The organism is Luteitalea sp. TBR-22, assembly GCF_016865485.1.
In the GTDB taxonomy this organism is placed as follows: Bacteria; Acidobacteriota; Vicinamibacteria; order Vicinamibacterales; family Vicinamibacteraceae; genus Luteitalea.
In genome coordinates, this window is sequence record NZ_AP024452.1 from 309939 (window position 1) to 326173 (window position 16235).

14 protein-coding genes are annotated in these 16235 nt (G+C 70.0%); 1 reads left to right on the forward strand and 13 read right to left on the reverse strand.

Annotated elements, in window-relative coordinates:
• Positions 1-116: 116 nt before the first annotated feature.
• The 7 genes from uxaC to TBR22_RS26865 all read right to left on the reverse strand — a co-directional run bounded on the left by uxaC (position 117) and on the right by TBR22_RS26865 (position 5785).
• Entirely contained in the window at positions 117-1514 is a 1398-nt protein-coding gene (uxaC, locus tag TBR22_RS01345) for a glucuronate isomerase (protein ID WP_239491151.1), read from the reverse strand.
• A 104-nt stretch (positions 1515-1618) separates the two neighbouring features.
• Positions 1619-1960, reverse strand: coding sequence for an MmcQ/YjbR family DNA-binding protein (locus tag TBR22_RS01350; protein WP_239491152.1), 342 nt, complete (start codon positions 1958-1960; stop codon positions 1619-1621).
• Between the two features lie 24 nt (positions 1961-1984).
• Entirely contained in the window at positions 1985-2407 is a 423-nt protein-coding gene (locus tag TBR22_RS01355; RefSeq protein WP_239491153.1) for a VOC family protein, read from the reverse strand.
• A 111-nt stretch (positions 2408-2518) separates the two neighbouring features.
• A complete protein-coding gene (locus TBR22_RS01360; protein ID WP_239491154.1) occupies positions 2519-3823 on the reverse strand; it encodes a PAS domain-containing sensor histidine kinase in 1305 nt (434 codons plus the stop codon).
• Positions 3824-4030: 207 nt separating this feature from the next.
• Positions 4031-4501 carry a VOC family protein gene (locus TBR22_RS01365; RefSeq protein WP_239491155.1) on the reverse strand — a complete coding sequence of 157 codons (471 nt, stop codon included), beginning with the start codon at positions 4499-4501 and terminating at the stop codon, positions 4031-4033.
• 99 nt (positions 4502-4600) lie between these two features.
• Positions 4601-5389: a creatininase family protein gene (locus TBR22_RS01370; RefSeq protein ID WP_239491156.1), complete on the reverse strand. Its 789-nt coding sequence runs from the start codon at positions 5387-5389 to the stop codon at positions 4601-4603.
• Positions 5390-5494: 105 nt separating this feature from the next.
• The gene (locus tag TBR22_RS26865; RefSeq protein ID WP_370651378.1) at positions 5495-5785 is read right to left on the reverse strand and encodes a peptidylprolyl isomerase; all 291 of its coding nucleotides are present in this window, start codon (positions 5783-5785) and stop codon (positions 5495-5497) included.
• A gap of 30 nt (positions 5786-5815) precedes the next feature.
• Between TBR22_RS26865 and TBR22_RS01375 the strand changes: the two genes are divergently transcribed.
• Entirely contained in the window at positions 5816-8488 is a 2673-nt protein-coding gene (locus TBR22_RS01375) for a protein kinase (RefSeq protein WP_239491157.1), read from the forward strand.
• 98 nt (positions 8489-8586) lie between these two features.
• On the opposite strand, the gene TBR22_RS01380 is transcribed toward TBR22_RS01375, so the two are convergent.
• From TBR22_RS01380 to TBR22_RS01405, 6 genes are all read right to left on the reverse strand, one after another.
• Positions 8587-9999 carry a sigma-54-dependent transcriptional regulator gene (locus TBR22_RS01380; protein ID WP_370651379.1) on the reverse strand — a complete coding sequence of 471 codons (1413 nt, stop codon included), beginning with the start codon at positions 9997-9999 and terminating at the stop codon, positions 8587-8589.
• A 257-nt stretch (positions 10000-10256) separates the two neighbouring features.
• Positions 10257-11570 (reverse strand): ABC transporter permease, encoded by a 1314-nt coding sequence (locus TBR22_RS01385; protein WP_239491159.1) that lies wholly within the window; start codon positions 11568-11570, stop codon positions 10257-10259.
• A 3-nt stretch (positions 11571-11573) separates the two neighbouring features.
• The gene (locus TBR22_RS01390) at positions 11574-12815 is read right to left on the reverse strand and encodes an ABC transporter permease (protein WP_239491160.1); all 1242 of its coding nucleotides are present in this window, start codon (positions 12813-12815) and stop codon (positions 11574-11576) included.
• A 110-nt stretch (positions 12816-12925) separates the two neighbouring features.
• The gene (locus TBR22_RS01395; protein WP_239491161.1) at positions 12926-13588 is read right to left on the reverse strand and encodes an ABC transporter ATP-binding protein; all 663 of its coding nucleotides are present in this window, start codon (positions 13586-13588) and stop codon (positions 12926-12928) included.
• Positions 13589-13680: 92 nt separating this feature from the next.
• On the reverse strand, positions 13681-14925 hold the full coding sequence (locus TBR22_RS01400) for an efflux RND transporter periplasmic adaptor subunit (RefSeq protein ID WP_239491162.1): 1245 nt from the start codon (positions 14923-14925) through the stop codon (positions 13681-13683).
• 143 nt (positions 14926-15068) lie between these two features.
• A complete protein-coding gene (locus tag TBR22_RS01405) occupies positions 15069-16193 on the reverse strand; it encodes a saccharopine dehydrogenase family protein (protein ID WP_239491163.1) in 1125 nt (374 codons plus the stop codon).
• Between the last annotated feature and the right edge of the window lie 42 nt (positions 16194-16235).

Here is a 16235-nt window from a genome sequence, read left to right on the forward strand (position 1 = left end):
CACGGCTGCGACGGCATGAATACCGTCGTCGCGCCAGCCCCGGCCCGACGTTCCCGCCCGGTGCCGGTGCCGGTGCCCGGTGCCCGGTGCCCGGTGCCCGGTGCCCGATCCGCGCTTTACAACCGATACACCTTCTTCACCAGCGTCTGGCTCAGATCGACGATGACCTCGTGAGCCTCGGCTTCCTCGATGATGTGTCGGGTGACCAGTTGGGCCAGGAAGGTCGCATCGACGCGCCGTGCCACGTCGTGCCGCGCCGGAATCGACGGGAAGGCGCGCGTGTCGTCGTTGAACCCCGCCGTGTTGTAGAAGCCCGCCGTCTCGGTCGCCATGTGCCGGAAGCGCAGCATCCCCTCGATGCTGTCGTGGAACCACCAGGGCGGCCCGAGCACGACTGCCGGGTAGTGTCCGGCCAGCGGCGCGAGCTCGCGGCTGTAGGCCGTCTCGTCGAGCGTGAACAGCACGAGCGTGAAGCCCGGGACGTTGCCGTACGCGTTGAGCAGCGCGTGGAGGTTGCGCGTGTACTCGGTGGCCAGCGGGATGTCGCAGCCGCGGTCGGGGCCGAAGCGATCGAAGACCTGCTGGTTGTGGTTGCGGAAGCTTCCCGGATGCAGCTGCATCACGAGCCCGTCCTCGGTGCTCATGCGCGCCATCTCCATCAGCATGTGGGCGCTGAACCGCACCTCGTCGGCCTGCGACACCGGGCCGGCCAGGGCGCGCGCGTAGATCGCCTCGGCGTCGGCATCCTCCATTCGCGCCGTGTACGGCACGACGACCGCGTGATCGGTCGCCGTCGCACCCATCGACTTGAAGAAGGCCCGCCGCGCCTCGAGGCCCCTGATGAACGAGGCGTAGCTGCCCATCGACTCACCGGTCAGGGCGCCGATGCGATCGATCTCGGCGCGCCAGCCCGGGTGCGAGAGCGTGACGGCGATGTCGGGACGGAACGTCGGCCTGACGTTGCCCCAGCCCTCGTCGCGCATCGCCTTGTGCCATTCCAGCGTGTCGCCGGCCGCGTCGGTCGTGCACAACACCGCGATGTTGAAGCGTTCATACAGGGCGCGCGGCCGGAACTCCGGCGTCCTGAGGCAGGCCTCGATGCGGTCGTAGATCGCCATCGCGTTGGCGCCGGTGAGCGTCTCGGTGATGCCGAACACGCCCTCGAACTCGTGCTTCAGCCAGCCACCGGTCGGCGTGCCGCGATAGAGGTGGAAGTGATCGGCGAAGAGCTGCCAGATGCGGCGCGGGTCGGTCTCCACCGGCGTGCCGTCCAGCGTCGGGATGCCGAGCTGCTCGAGCCGGATGCCCTGCGAGTACAGCATCCGCGTGACGTAGTGGTCGGGGATGACCAGCAGCGCGGCCGGGTCGGGGAACGGCGCGTTGGTGGCGAGCAGCTTCGGGTCGACGTGGCCGTGCGGGCACACGAGCGGGAGCGTCTCGACACGCGTGTAGAGGTCGAGCGCGATCTTCCGCGTGGCGGGATCCGGATCGAAGTACCGATGCGGGTGCAGCATGGCTGCACAGCTTAACGCTTAACGCTTAACGCCTAACGGTTGACGCTTGATGACTGACGTCAGACGCCCCACGCCCGTCGCGGAGGCCGACCACCCTCGCCTCGCTAGCGCTTGGGGCGCCGCGGACGCGCGGGCGACCGGGTGCGCGCCAGCCGCCACGCCGCCTCGAGCGCCGCGCGGGCGAGCTCGGGCGGCGCGCCGGCCAGCGTGATGCGCGTCCACCCCTGGCGCCCCCAGGCGCCGGCCGCGGGTGCGAACCACGTCGGGGCTTCCTCGACCAGGCCCGCTTGCGTGTCGGGGTCGAGGCCGACGGAGGCCACCGTGTCGTTGGCGAGCAGTCCCGCGAACACGCGGCCTCCCACCCGGAAGTCGGGGTGGCCCATGTGGGCACCTTCCTCGACTCCCTCGAGGGCGAGCAGCACGGCGCGGACGTCGTCGGCGGTCACAGGCGACAGGCTGCGGCCTGCAGGCTACCTGGCAGGCAGTTCGGCATTGAACATCCAGCTGATGCCGAAACGGTCGACGAGCTGGCCGAAGCGCGCACCCCAGAAGGTGTCCTGGAGCGGCGTCTCCACCCGGCCGCCCTCGGCGAGCTTCGCGAACTGGGCCTCGACGATGGAGGTGTCCGTGTAGTGGACCGCCACGTTCATGTTGGTGCCCGGCGCGACCTGCAGGCCGGGGTAGGCGTCGCTCAGCATCAGCTGCGAGCCGCCGATGTTCAGCGTCGCGTGCATGATCTGCTCGCCCTGTTCAGCAGTGAACTGCCCTCCGGGGACGTCCTTGTATTGCTGCCGGAACTCGACGGTGGCACCGAGGGCGTCGACGTACAGGGCGATGGCCTGGGCTGCGTTGCCACTGAAGTGGAGGTACGGGGTCACGGACCTGAGGGACATGCGGGCTTCCTTCCGGCGCGCGGCGGGCGCGCTCATGCTCATAGAGACGAGTACGACGCGCGGAAGTCATCGGCGCCCACGGCCGGGCCACCGCGCCACCCGCCATCGGCGCTAGTGCGACCCGAACCAGATGGTGAATCGGGTGGGGCCGCCGTCGGGGCCGTCAAGGGTGAACGCCAGCCCGTGACGCGTGAGGATCTCCTGCACCAGGGTGAGCCCGATGCCCTGGCCCGACTCCTTGGTGCTGAAGAACGGCGTGAAGAGGTGGGCGCGGACCTCCGGCGCGAGCCCCGGGCCGCTGTCCTCGACCTGCAGGAACGGCTGGGCGCCCGAGATCCCCGTGCGCACGACCACCCGGCCGTCGTGGTCCACCGCCTCGATCGCGTTCTTGAGGATGTTCACGAGGGCCTGTTCCATCAGGGTGCGATCCAGGTCGACCGGCGGCACCGGCTCCAGTTCCATGACGAGCGCGATTCGTCGCCGGTCGGCCTCAGCCGCCATCAATCGCCGGAGATGGTTGAGCAGGTCGTGGAGGTTACAGGGCGCCAGCGTCGGCTCAGGCAGGCGGACGACGTCGGCGAAGGCCTTCATGAAGGCGCCGAGCTGCGACGTGCGGTTCATCACGACGTGCAGGGCGCCCTCCAGATCGCTGCGTGCCTCGCCGGGCAACTGCTCGGCGAGCACCAGGCAGGATCCGAGCAGCGAGTTCGACGCGGCGACCGAGTTGTTGACCTCGTGCGACAGCATCCGGATCAGCTTCTCGTAGGCGGCCTTCTCGGCCTGTCGCAGCTCCTCGGTGAGCTCCTCGATCAGCAGGAACGTCCGGCTGAAGCCGCGGTCCATGAACGTGCCGCGGCTCGCCTTGGCGCGCCGGCCGCCGGGCAGGGTCACCAGCGCCGACGGCGCGGTGGCGACCGCATCGATCACGTCGTGGAGCACCGACCCCTCGGCGTGCGCGGGGAGGCCCGGCCGCACGTCCGGGCCGAGCAGGCGGGCGGCCGCCGGGTTCACGAAGTCGACGCGGGCGTCGTGGTCGAGGATCACCGCGCCCGACGGCGACACCTCGAGCAGGCTCTGGAGGAAGTGGTGCTGCTCGCGCACCCGCACGCGCTCGGCGCGCAGGGCGTCGGCCATCCGGTTGTAGATCGCGATGAGCCGATCGATCTCGATCTGGCCGGTCGGCAGGAAGCGGGTGGTGTAGTCGCTCTCCTCCAGCAGCTGGGCGCTCTCGCGGACCAGGGCGTGGGCGCGCAGGAGCCGGTCGATCAGCCAGGCGCCGACAGCGACCGACACGGCGAGACCGGCCTCGAGCCCGAGCAGTCCCCACACCGATCCGCGCGCAATGTGCCACGCCAGCGCGGCGGCGACGCCGTGCAGCACCAGGAGGTAGGCGTAGAAGAGTCGACGAAGTGTCACGTGGGAGATCCGTGGTGTCGGGCCATGTTCTTACTCCTCGCGCCAGGCCAGCAGCCTGCGCGCTCTCTGGCCAATGACAGTCGCGTCACATCGCTGCGGTCGCGGGCGGCCTCTGAGCGTCCTGCCGTCCCTGGGGACTCTTGTTCGCCCTGTTGCCGGCGGGGCTGACTCGATTCGGCGCAGCAGGCGCTAACTCATCCTCGTGCTTCAGCCGCGGTAGTCCTTGTTCTCGAGCTGGAAGCGGATGCCGTCGGGGTCTGTGAAGTAGACCTCGGGCTTGTCCTTGCGAATCGTCGCCTTGATGCCCTGGGCCTCGAGTTTCGTCGCCATGGCGTTCACGTCGTAGTTGTCGACGCCGAGACACACGTGATCGACGCGGCCCGGGTTCGGCAACTTGTAGAGCCCGAGAAAGCTCGTACCGAGCGCGAGGTTGATGCCGGTGCCCTGGGTCGACGCGACCGGCATACCGAAGGTCTTCTGGAAGAACTGCTTCGAGGCTTCGGGATCGGCCACCGCCAGCGACACGTGATTGAGCGACAGGGCGGGAATCGGCGGCGCCTGCGCGGCAGCCTCGCTGGCCGAGGTGGCGCCGACGAGTGCGGCCAGTCCCTGCACGAGCTGACGGCGGGTGAGGCGGCCGGATTCAAATGCGGACACGAGCGAGTCGATGGCAGTCACGGAGCCTCCGTACGGATGGCGCGCGCGGCGGCCTCCGCGTCATCGCGCTCGAGGGCATCCCAGCGCGCGTCTTGCTGATCGAGCGTGAGGTCGGTTGAATTACTTCCGACTCTCGACTCTCAATCTCTGAATCTGTTTCGTCGCGTCCTCGATCTGCGCCTCCACAATCAGCTTGCCGATGGAGGCCGTTGCCTTGCGCGGGTCGCCCGTGTGCCCCTGTCCGTCGTTCGGCTTGCCCGCGAAGAACTTGTCCATGCGGAGCTTCGACGGATCGAGATAAAGAAGACTGGTCGTGTCCTGGCTGCCCGCGTGACCGCCCACCTCCTCCATCGTCAAGCCGTTCGCCATGGCGATCGCATCGCCACGCCCCGGATAGTAGTCGGTGATGTGGTGGACGCGGACGTTCGTCGACGCCCACTCCTTGTTCAGCTTTTCTGACACCGCTTTCTGTCCCGCCTGATTTCCGCCGCTGTCGCCAATGAACGCGATATCGACAAAACCCGCAGCCCGCAGGCTTCTGGCCGCATATTCCAGAATGCCCTCGTACACCGCTTCGGGGATTGTGATCGTCCCGGGAAAACGCATGTGGCCGGCCGCCGGCTTCGGTCCGGGTATCTCACCTTCGGGAACATATGCCAGCACCGGCGCCACGATCGCGTTGCCGAGCTGCTTCGCGATATCGCCGGCCTTGTACTTCACGAGGAAGTTGTGCTTCCCGAGCACCATGTGCGGGCCGTTCTGCTCGGTGCCGCCAGTCGGGATGATCGCTGTCGTCTTGCCGGCCTTGATGGCATCGCGGCATTCAACCCACGTCAGATCCTCCAGGAACACGCTGTTCGAACTGGGCTGCGCATAGGCCGGCGACGCCATGGAGACGAAGGAGAGCACGATCGGCGCATACACAAATCGCATACCACCTCACTTGGCGGAAACCCGGGCCCTGGAGGAAACATCGACAGGAGGGCCCTCCTGACCGCTCATTCTGCTGTTGGATCAGCGGCGCTCGACGGTGACTCGTCTCACTTCCACCCGCGTGTGCGGCGTCTCGCCTTTCACCCGAACCTGCTCGATCGCTTCAACCACCTGCATCCCGCCCACCACACGGCCTGACGCAGTGTACTTGCCATCGAGCACGGTACTGGGAGCAAGCACGATGAAGAACGACGCGCCGGCACTCGCCGGAGTCTCGCCGTCAGGCCGTGGCGGTAGGGCCGGCTGTTCCAGCCCCGCGTCACCGACAGCGTTCTCACTCCTCGCGTCCGGACAGACCGCGCACGCTCCCACCCCTGACCGTCGCGTCTATACTCGCCGCACGTGGCCCTGACTTCCGGCAGCCGACTTGGTGTCTACCAGATCCTCGCGCCGATCGGCGCGGGCGGGATGGGACAGGTGTTCCGGGCCCGCGACACCACGCTGGATCGCGACGTGGCGCTGAAGGTGCTGCCGGACGCGTTCGCCGCGGATGGTGAGCGGGTCGCGCGGTTCACGCGCGAAGCCAAGACGCTCGCGGCGCTGAATCACCCGCACATCGGGGCGATCTACGGCCTCGAGGCGCGTGACGGCCTGACGGCGCTCGTGATGGAGTTGGTCGAGGGCGAGGACCTGTCGCAGCGGATCGCGCGCGGGCCGATCCCGATCGACGAGGCGCTGCCGCTCGCGACGCAGATCGCCGAGGCACTCGAGGCCGCGCACGAGCAGGGCATCATTCACCGTGACCTGAAGCCCGCGAACATCAAGGTGCGCGGCGACGGCACCGTGAAGGTGCTCGACTTCGGCCTCGCCAAAGCGCTCGGGCCGGAAGGGCGGAGCGCGACGGCGGGCGGCGTGAGCGCGTCGATGTCGCCGACGATGACCTCGCCCGCGATGACGGCGATGGGCATGATCCTCGGCACGGCGGCGTACATGAGCCCCGAGCAGGCGCGCGGCAGGGCCGTCGATCGGCGTGCCGACATCTGGGCGTTCGGGGCGGTGCTGTACGAGATGCTCACGGCGCAGCGGGCGTTCCCGGGCGAAGACGTCACCGAGACGCTCGCGGCCGTCGTGCGGGCGGAGCCGGACTGGACGCGGCTGCCGCCGGGCGTATCGCCCACGCTCGTCACGCACCTCCAACGGTGTCTGGAGAAGGACCCGCGGCAACGGCTGCAGGCCATCGGGGACATGCGCCTCGCGCTCGCGGGTGCGTTCGAGACGGATGCGGCCCCCGCGACCGCGCCGTCGCCGGCCGCGGCGCGCGGGCGCCTCCCCTGGATGGTGGCCGCCGTGGCGACCGTCGTGGCCGCGGCGCTGGCCGTCCCAGCGCTGCGCCATCTGCGCGAGACGCCTCCCCCCGCTCCGCCGGAGATGCGCCTGGACATCGCGACGCCCACCACGGAGGCGCCGCTGGACTTCGCCCTGTCGCCCGACGGCCGCGCCCTGGTCTTCGTCGCCTCGGGCGACGGGCCGCCGCGGCTGTGGCTGCGTCGGTTCGATCAGGCCGAGGCGCGGCCGCTGGCCGGCACCGAGGGCGCGCGCGGGCCGTTCTGGTCGCCCGACAGCCGCGTGGTCGGCTTCTTCGCCAACCGGACGCTCCAGCGCCTCGATCTCGCCGGGGGCGCGCCACAGGGGCTGGCGGCCGCGACGGGGGTCACCATCGCGGGCAGTTGGAACGCGGAGGGCACGATCCTGTTCGCGCCGCGGGCGCTCGGCACCCTGGCGCGCGTCGCGGCCGCCGGCGGCACGCCGGTAGCGGTGACGCAACTCGATGCGCCCCACCAGGTCGCCCATCGCGCGCCGCAGTTCCTCCCCGATGGCCGGCAGTTTCTGTTCTACGTCAGCGGCACGCCCGCGGCGGCGGGGATCTACCTGGGGACGCTCGACGGCACCCCGCCCACGCGGTTGACGCCGGCCGACTCGGGGGGCGCGTTCTTGCCGCCGGATCAGGTGGTCTTCGTCCAGCAGGGGACGCTGGTGGCACGCCGCCTGGACCTGGTGCGTCGGGTGCTGACGGGGGATCCCGTCAGGCTGGCCGATCGCATCAGCGTGAGCCTGCTTGGCCATCGGGGCTTCGACGTGGCGGGCGCAGGCCTGGTGGCCTATCGCGCCGGCGGGAGCGGGGCACGCCAGCTCACCTGGGTCGACCGGACGGGCAAGGTCGTCGGTGTCGTCGGCGCACCCGACGGGCAGGATCTCGGCTATCCCGAGCTGTCGCCCGACGGCCGGCGCGTGGCGATGCAACGCACGGTGCAGGGTAACCGCGATGTCTGGCTGGGGGACCTGCTCCGCGGCGGGCTGGCCCGCCTGACGTTCGACGCGGCGTCGGAGCACGTTCCCATCTGGGCGCCGGACGGGACGCGGATCGCCTTCGCCTCGAACCGCAGCGGCGTGCTCGACCTGTACCTGAAGCCCTCGAACGGGGCAGGCGCCGAAGCGCGGGTGCTGGCCTCGCCCCATCCCAAGCTCCCGCAGGCCTGGTCGCGGGACGGCCGGTGGCTGCTCTACCACGAGCTGCACCCCACGACCGGCCGCGACGTGTGGGCGCTCGACATGTCGGCCCCGGCCGCCCCGCCGCGCGTCGTCGCCAACACGCCCGCGGAAGAAATTCTTGCGCAGTTCTCGCCCGACGGGCGCTGGGTGGCGTATCAGACCGACGAGTCGGGGCGCTCCGAGGTGGTGGTGCAGCCCTTTCCCGACGGGAGCGGCCGGTGGCAGGTCTCCACGGCCGGCGGCGTGGCGCCGCGCTGGCGCGCCGACGGCCAGGAACTCTACTTCCTGGCGCCTGACGCGACGCTGATGGCCGCGCCCGTCACGGCCGCGGGCGCCACGTTCGCCGCTGGCCCGCCGGTGGCATTGTTTCCGACGCGGATCGTGGAGGGCGGGACGATTGCGACGAGCCGGCCGCAGTACGCGGTCGCGGCCGACGGTCGGTTCCTGGTCAACCAGCCGGTGACCGACGCCGCGGCCCCACCCATCACGCTGATCCTCAACTGGCGGCCGCCGGCCACGCCCTAGACCCGGGCTCACCTGTGTGGCTTCAGGCTCATGGCTCCCGGTCGCCCGCCCACGACGTGCTGGACTCACGTGAGTCGTGGGCTAGCCCTGAGAGCGGGTCACACGGCGATGCCATGCTTCTCGAGCCGACGATACAACGCGGCGCGGCTGAAGCCCAGCGACTCGGCGACGCGGCTGAGGTTGCCGCCGTGGTGTCGCAGCGACTTCAGGATCATCGCCCGCTCGATCTCCTCCATCGTCATGCTGCCCACCGGGGGCAGGGCGTCCTGCAATGCGCGGGGGGCGGCCGTGCCCTCCATCTCCGAGGTCGCGCGGAAGTCGTCCACGTCGAGCACCTGTCCTGGCGTGACGAGCGCGGCGCGCTCGATCCACTGTTTGAGCTGCCGGATGTTGCCGGGCCACGGGAGGGCCTGCAGCCACTTCACGGCAGCGGGGCTGATGGTGAGTGAATCCCGCCCCTGGTGCTGCGCGAGTGCCTGCACGAACCGGCGCGCGAGGAGCGGGATGTCGCCGGGTCGCTCCCGCAGCGCCGGGAGGTGGACCGTGATCAGGTTGATGCGGTACAGGAGGTCCTCGCGGAACTCGCCCCGCCGCACCATCTCGGGCAGCGCGCGGTTGGTCGCGGCCACCACGCGCACGTCGACCGTCCGCTGCTGGCTGGAGCCGAGCACCTCGTAGGTGCGGTCCTGCAGCACGCGGAGCAGCTTCACCTGCGACGACGCGTCGAGGTCGCCGATCTCGTCGAGGAAGATCGTGCCGCCGTCGGCCATCTCGAAGCGGCCCTGCCGGTCGTGCCTGGCGTCGGTGAACGCGCCGCGCACGTGGCCGAACATCTCGCTCTCGAACAGCGAGGCCGAGATGCCGCCGAGGTTCACCTTGACGAACGGCTTCCTGCGGCGGTGACTGTTGCGGTGCAGCGCGTCGGCGATCAGTTCCTTGCCGGTGCCGCTCTCGCCCGTGATCAGCACCGACGCGTCGGTGGCCGCGACGCGGCCGACCAGCTGCAGCAGCTTCAGCATGCGGGCGTCGGCCGTGACGATGGCATCGAAGTCGTAGCTGGCGTCGAGGTCCTCGCGGGAGATGGGCGCGGCCTCGTGGGTTCCGGTGCCGGCCAGGCGGAGCGCCGTCTGCACCGACTGCAACAGGGCCGGGTTGGTCCACGGCTTGGTCACGAAGTCCGCCGCGCCGAGTCGCATGCCCTCGACGGCGAGCGCGATCGAGCCCCAGGCCGTGACCAGGACGACCGGCAGCGCCGGATGCGCCTCGCGGATGCGGCGCAGCAGGTCGAGACCCTCCTCGCCCGACGTGCGGCGCGAGAAGTTCATGTCCTGCAGCACCAGGCTGCACGGCTGCTGCGCCAGCCAGTCGACGGCTGCATCGGGCGAGCCGACCGCATGGGTGCGGTAGCCGGCCTGCTTCAGCAGCAGCGCCAGCGACGCCCGCACCGCCTCATCGTCGTCGGCGATGAGGATCGGCGCGGTGTCGGTCCGCACAGGAGAAGGCATGGTCATGGGCGAGTGCTGCGATGCCGAGAATGCTGAATGATGTCTGACGCCGAACGCGAACGCGAACGCGAACGCCCGACGGTTGGCGGTTGACGCGTCGGCCAGGGCCGACGCCTACGACTACATCTGGCCGGTCGTAGCCGTCGCCCTTGGGCGACGGTCAGGATGCCAGGCCTCCTTGCCGGGCCCCATTGCCGGTGCCCGGAGCAGGAGCCCGGCCCGGTGCCCCCCGGTGCCCCTCGGCCCGGTGCCCCGTGCCCGTTCTACTCGTAGCGTAATGCTTCCGCCGGCGGGATTCGCGTCGCCAGCAGGCTCGGATACCAGCCGCAGAACGAGGTCAGCACGAAGAGCAGCAGGGCCGCCAGCACCAGGCTCGCGACGTAGAGGCCGGGCGGCACCGGTCCCAGCCAGCCGAACATCGGCAACTGCGCCAGGATGATCGCGCCAAGGCCGATCGCGATGCCGGTCATCAGCGCCAGCTCCATGAAGATCTGGAGCTTGATGCGCGCCCGGTCGGCGCCCTTGGCCCGCCGCAGCCCGAGTTCGCGGATGCGCTGCGTGACGTTCTGCCAGAGCACGCCGCTCAACCCGAGCGCCACCATCAGCAGCAGGAACCCGGCCACCATGCCCATGATCATGAGGGGCGTGAGGTAGTTGTTACGCAGGTACTCGCTGCGCACGTCTTCCACCGGCTTCATCGTGAAGCCCCAGTCCGGCGCGATGGCCTGCAGGTTCTTCACGAGGCGTTCCTCGAACTGCGCGTCGACGCCGGGCCGCAGGCGCAGCATGATGGCGCCCGGCAGCTGCGCTTCCACGCGTGGCTCGGTGGGCTTGCCATCGGCCCCGGCAGGCTGACCGGTGGCGCCAGAGGCCGTCGCGGCCGGGGGCTGCGCGGCCGAGACGATGTCGTTGCGCTCCAGCATGTAGTTGCCCGGCGTGGAGTACTCGCCGAACTGGCGATAGTCCTGGATCACGCCCACGACACGCTGCGGCCGCGACGGCGCCTCGCCCGGACGCGGCGCCCGGGTGTCGCCGCGCGGCATCATCCGGCCGGCGGCCTGCTCCGTGCCGAAGAGCGCGCGGGCCATCGCCGCGTTGATCACCACCGCATCCCAGTTCTGCCCGGTATCCTCGCGCGCGAACCAGCGCCCGTGCACGACCGGGATCGACAGGGTGGCCGCCAGCTCGTCGCCGCCACGATTGCCGTTGAAGTCGACCCGGCGCCCATCGGGCAGCGTCACCTCGCTGTTCCACTCCCAGTTGCGGAACGAGGGCATCTGCACATGGCTGGCGCTCTCCACCTCGGGCGCCTGCCGCACCGCTTCCATCAGGCGCACGAAGCGCGCCAGCCGCTCGCGATCGACCTCGGGCGTCGAGTCGATCCCGCGGGGGACGCGCACGACGATGTCCCAGATCCGCTCGTACGAGAACCCCAGTGGCGCCTGGTAGTTGCGCCAGTAGTGCACGGCCACGGTCGTCACCGCCGCCAGCACGAGGAACGACAGGAGGATCTCGGTGACGATCAGGAAGTTCGCGCGCTTGCGGTTCCAGATCAGCTTCAGCAGGTGCAGCGCCATGGCTTACCTCGTTCCCTTGAGCGCGACGACGGGGTGGACGCGCGACATGCGCCACGCGGGATAGACACCCGACAACAGGCCGAACACCACCGACAGGCCGACGCCCCACAGGAAGATGCGGGGGTTGAGCGACATGTCCGCGTACGGAATCAGGCCACTCTGGTTGATCGACCGCAGCACGAAGCCGGCCAACACGAACCCGAGCAGTCCGCCGATCACCGTCAGCGCCAGGTTCTCGACGACGAACTGCACCACGAGCGCCCGGCTCGAGGCGCCGAAGGCCTTGCGGACGCCGATCTCGGAGGCGCGCTCCATGATGCGGCTCACGTTCAGGTTCACCAGGTTGATGGCCGGCAGCGCCATGAACACCAGCGCGGCGCCGGTCAGCAGCATCGTGAGGAAGCCGCCGTAGGTGCGCGTGAAGTCGGTCTGACCCGGGTAGAGATTGCGTCCCATGCCCTCGAACCGGGTCTCGAGCGTCGCCGACAGCGTCTTCCAGTTCGAGTTCGCGGGAGGCTTCCAGGTGCCGAGGCGAGACGCGAACTCGGCGCGGACCTCCTCGGGCCTGGCGCCCGGCGTCAGCAGGAACGCCGGCGAGAAGTTGCCCAGGTATTCCTCCTCCCAGCCCTTGGACTTCTGCGTGGTCAATGGCGCGTACAGGTCGGCCGACGGCGTGCGCAGCGACGGCACGTCCTTGACGACGCCGATCACCTGGAAGCGCTGGCCGTCGGCATCGATGTACCGCCCGACGGCGGGCCCCTCACCGAAGAAGCGCCTGCGGCTGGTCTCGTTGATCACGACCACCAGGCGGGCCGACGACACGTCGGACGCCCCGTACGGGCTGCCCTCGAGAAACGTGAACTGGTACAGCTGCCAGAACTCCGCGTCGGTGTGCTTGAGCGTCGACTCGATCTTGCGGCCCTGGACGAAGGACGTCGCGACCGAGCCCTCCGTCTGCACCGTCATCAACTGCACGCCGGGCAGGTTGCGGGCGTAGTCGTGAATCAGCCGGTATCCCGGAGGACTCTGCCACGTGTTGCCGTCGCCCTGCATGCGCGCCCGGCCCATGACGAGCGTGCGCGACATGTGCACTTCGGGCGGCACCGGCGAGAGCGCGTGGTCGAACAGCGCCACGGCCACCGTGAGCACCACGAGCGTGAAACTGGTGCCGAAGAGGCTGATCGCCGTGAACACCTTGCGGCGCTGCAGGACCTTCCAGGCGAGGGTGAGGTAGTTCTTCAACATGGTCGTCTCTCGGCCTTCGTTGTTTCTTGTCGGCAGTCGGCAGTCGGCAGTCGGCAGTCGGTGCAGCAAGCTCTCTGAGCCCTGAGCCCTGAGCCAGAGGCGTCAGCCGTCTATTGCACCTGCCGTCCGTCGAACAGCCGCACGGTGCGGTGCGTCTGCTCGGCCTTCTGCGGGTCGTGCGTCACCATGACGATGGTCGTTCCGTCACGATTCAGCTTCTCGAGGATGCCCATCACCTCGTCGCCCATCGCGGAGTCGAGGTTGCCCGTGGGCTCGTCGGCGAGCAGCACGATCGGCTTGCCGACGATGGCGCGGGCAATCGCGACGCGCTGCTGCTGGCCGCCCGAGAGCTGTGACGGGAAGTGGTTCACCCGAGAGCTGAGGCCGACGCGGTCGAGCGCCTCGAGCGCGAGCTGGCGGCGCTGCTTCGCGCTGCCCGGCCGGTACAGCAGCGGCAGCTCCACGTTGTCGACGATCTTCAGGTCGGGAATGAGGTGGAACGTCTGGAAGATGAAGCCGATGTCGCGGTTGCGCATCCGCGCGAGGTCCTTGTCGCGGTACGACTCGACGTGCTTGTCGTTGATCGTGATCCGGCCGTCGCTGGGCTCGTCGAGCAGGCCCATCAGGTTCAGCAGCGTGCTCTTGCCGCAGCCCGACGGTCCCATGATCGACACGAACTCTCCCTGGTCGATGCGGAGGTTGATGTCGGCCAGCGCGACCGTCTCGATGCGGTCGGTCCGGTACACCTTCTGGATCTGTTCGAGGTGAATCATGGTCGTGTCTCCCGGCCTTCGGCATGCGGCCGTCGGCCTTCGTTGAACTCGTGTCGGCAGTCGGTGCCCGGCAGTCCGGTACCCGGCACCCGCTACTTGATCCGAATCTCCGGCGCGTACTCGTACTCGCGCATGTCGGAGGCGATGATCTCGTCGCCCTCGGCGAGTCCGTCGACGACCTCGAACCAGTCGAAGTTCGAGACACCGAGCCGGATGGGCGTGCGATAGGCGCGGCCGTTGCGCATCACGAACACCTGCTGCGCACCGCCACCCTGCGCGTACGGTCCACGGGCGACCCGCAGCACGCGGGCCTTGCGGTCGGTCACCACCTGCACGTCGACGCGCAGGTTGGAGCGGAGCCACGCGGCGTCCGGATCGGCCAGGGCGACCTGGAACCGGAGGGCGCCGTTCTGCATCTGCGGCTCGACCACGCTCACGCGGCCGTCGGTGACCAGGTCGTCGAGGCGGACCCGCACCGGCTGCCCGACGCGGATGCGCGAGGCGTTGACGTCGGAGGTGGTCGCCTCGACGCGGAACACGCTGAGGTCGGCCACGCGGGCCACCACGTCACCCTTGCGCACGAGCGCGCCCTCCTCGTCCTGCACGAAGGTCAGCACGCCGTCGCGGTCGCTCTTGGTGGTGGTGAGGTCGAGCAGCCGCCGCTGCTGCGCGTCCTCGGCGCGCAGCGACTGCATCTCGAGGGAGAGGCCATCGAGCTGGGCGCGATTGGTCGCCTCGGCGTTGACGCGGCTCTGCTTGAGCCGGGCGAGGTCGACGGCCGCCTGCGCGGCCTTGAGCTCCGACTCGCGCAGGACCTCCTGCGACACGAGGCCTTCCTTGGACAGCGCCTGGTTGCTCGCCAGCGCCGCCTTCAGGGCCTGCAACTCGAGGTCCTTGGACTTGATCTGCCCGTCGAGCTCGATCAGCTGCGACTCGAGGGTGAGACGCATGCGCGCCTGCTCGTTGCCCTTGAGCGCAATGCTCTGTCGGAGCTTCTCGGCCTCGAGCTCCGAATCGCTGGTGTCGAGCCGGACGATGGCATCGCCCGCCTTGAGCGTGTCGCCGACGCGTCGCAGCACCGCGAGCACCCGTGCGTCGATCGGGCTCGAGATGACGTGCTCGACGGCCGGGACGACGGTGCCCGAGGCGGTGAGCGAGGCCTCGAGCGGGCCGCTCTCCACGCGTGCCGTGCGGACACGGTCGCGGCGCAGGGACGGACGAAGGAGGTCGGCGCCCCACACCAGCGCCGACGCCAGCACCACCAGGATGGCGGTGACCGGCAGCCAGCGCCTGAGCTGGGCGCGCCTGCGGACGGAGGTTTCGATGGGGCGATCCACGGCCCCGGAAAGAGCAACCGGCGTGCCGCGATCTCGGCCGATTTTCCGCGATCCGGTGGGCGCGACCGTTCAGGCCCGGACGAAGCGGTGTCCGGAAACGGACACTTCGTTGACCGCCGCCCGCCGCCGCCCGCCTGCCGCTTCTAGTCCGCCACCACGTGAATCCCGCGGGCGGCGAGCGCGTCGAGCAGGGCCGGAGCATGGCCGTCCAGGCCGAGCCGTTCCGGGGGATGCACGCCCGGCGTCGAGACGAGGCCGGAGGCGATCCATCGGCAGGTGATGGCGGCCGGCATGCCGGTCGTGCGCGCCATGCTGCTCAAGGGGCTGCTTGTGCCGGGCCGATCGACCATCGTCCACCGTAACCCCACCGGGCCATCCGGCCCCTCGCCCTCGACCTCCACGCGGAGCACGGTCATGTCGCGCTCGCCGGGCGCGTACTGCCACTGCGGAAACAGCACCGCCTCGGTGAGCGCGCGTGGGGACACCAGGTGGCCGCCCACGGGGCGCGGTTCCGGATCGAAGAAGCCGCCGTCCGCGAGGACGCGCATCGCCGCCAGGTGCCCGGGATAGCGCAGCGTGCGCTCGATCATCGCGTCGGCCGGCACCGTGTCGACGAGACTGCGCAAGCCGTCGGTGTTGAAGGCCTCGAGCAGCCCGACGCCCGGCACCTCCACCGTGACCGCCTCGCTGAGCGCCGGAAGCGTCACCGGGTGCCCGTCGCGCACGAGGCGGGCAGGGCGGGTGTACTCCTCGATCACGTCCCCCGGCGCGAAGGGGGCCTTGTAGAAGAACGGCGGCTCTGGATCGACCGGCAGGCCGCCGACATCGATGACGCCGCGTCGCACCCGCGTCATCGTCCGAGCCGCGTGCCCGATGAGGGCATGGCTCAGGCCGGGCGCGACGCCGCAGTCGTAGACCACCACCGCGCCGGCGGTCCGGGCCGCCTCGTGGTCCTCGCGTGGATCCTCGGCCAGGAAGCTCACATCCACGTGCCGGCGTCCATCGCGCGCCATCGCCGCGATCACCGGCCGCGCCAGCGTGCTGGGCAGCGTGCCCACCGTCACGTCGGCCGCGTCGGCGAGCCGGCGCACGACGCCGATGTCCGACAGGTCCGCCTGTTGCGCCGCCACCCGGAGCCGGGCGGCGATCACCTGCAACCGCGCCGCGTCGACGTCGACCACCGTCACGTCCGCCGTGGGCGGCACGTGCGTGAGATCCCACGCCACCGCCTCGCCGACGACGCCCGCCCCGAACACCACGACCCGCATGGGCGGCAGTCTAGATCAGGCTCAGGGCTCGGGGCTCAGGGC

Coding starts and splice junctions, on each gene's coding strand:
- uxaC (WP_239491151.1), bottom strand. CDS start 1,514: ATGCTGCACCCGCATCGGTACTTCGATCCGGATCCCGCCACGCGGAAG.
- TBR22_RS01355 (WP_239491153.1), bottom strand. CDS start 2,407: ATGTCCCTCAGGTCCGTGACCCCGTACCTCCACTTCAGTGGCAACGCA.
- TBR22_RS01380 (WP_370651379.1), bottom strand. CDS start 9,999: ATGACCATGCCTTCTCCTGTGCGGACCGACACCGCGCCGATCCTCATC.
- TBR22_RS01385 (WP_239491159.1), bottom strand. CDS start 11,570: ATGGCGCTGCACCTGCTGAAGCTGATCTGGAACCGCAAGCGCGCGAAC.
- TBR22_RS01390 (WP_239491160.1), bottom strand. CDS start 12,815: ATGTTGAAGAACTACCTCACCCTCGCCTGGAAGGTCCTGCAGCGCCGC.
- TBR22_RS01395 (WP_239491161.1), bottom strand. CDS start 13,588: ATGATTCACCTCGAACAGATCCAGAAGGTGTACCGGACCGACCGCATC.
- TBR22_RS01405 (WP_239491163.1), bottom strand. CDS start 16,193: ATGCGGGTCGTGGTGTTCGGGGCGGGCGTCGTCGGCGAGGCGGTGGCG.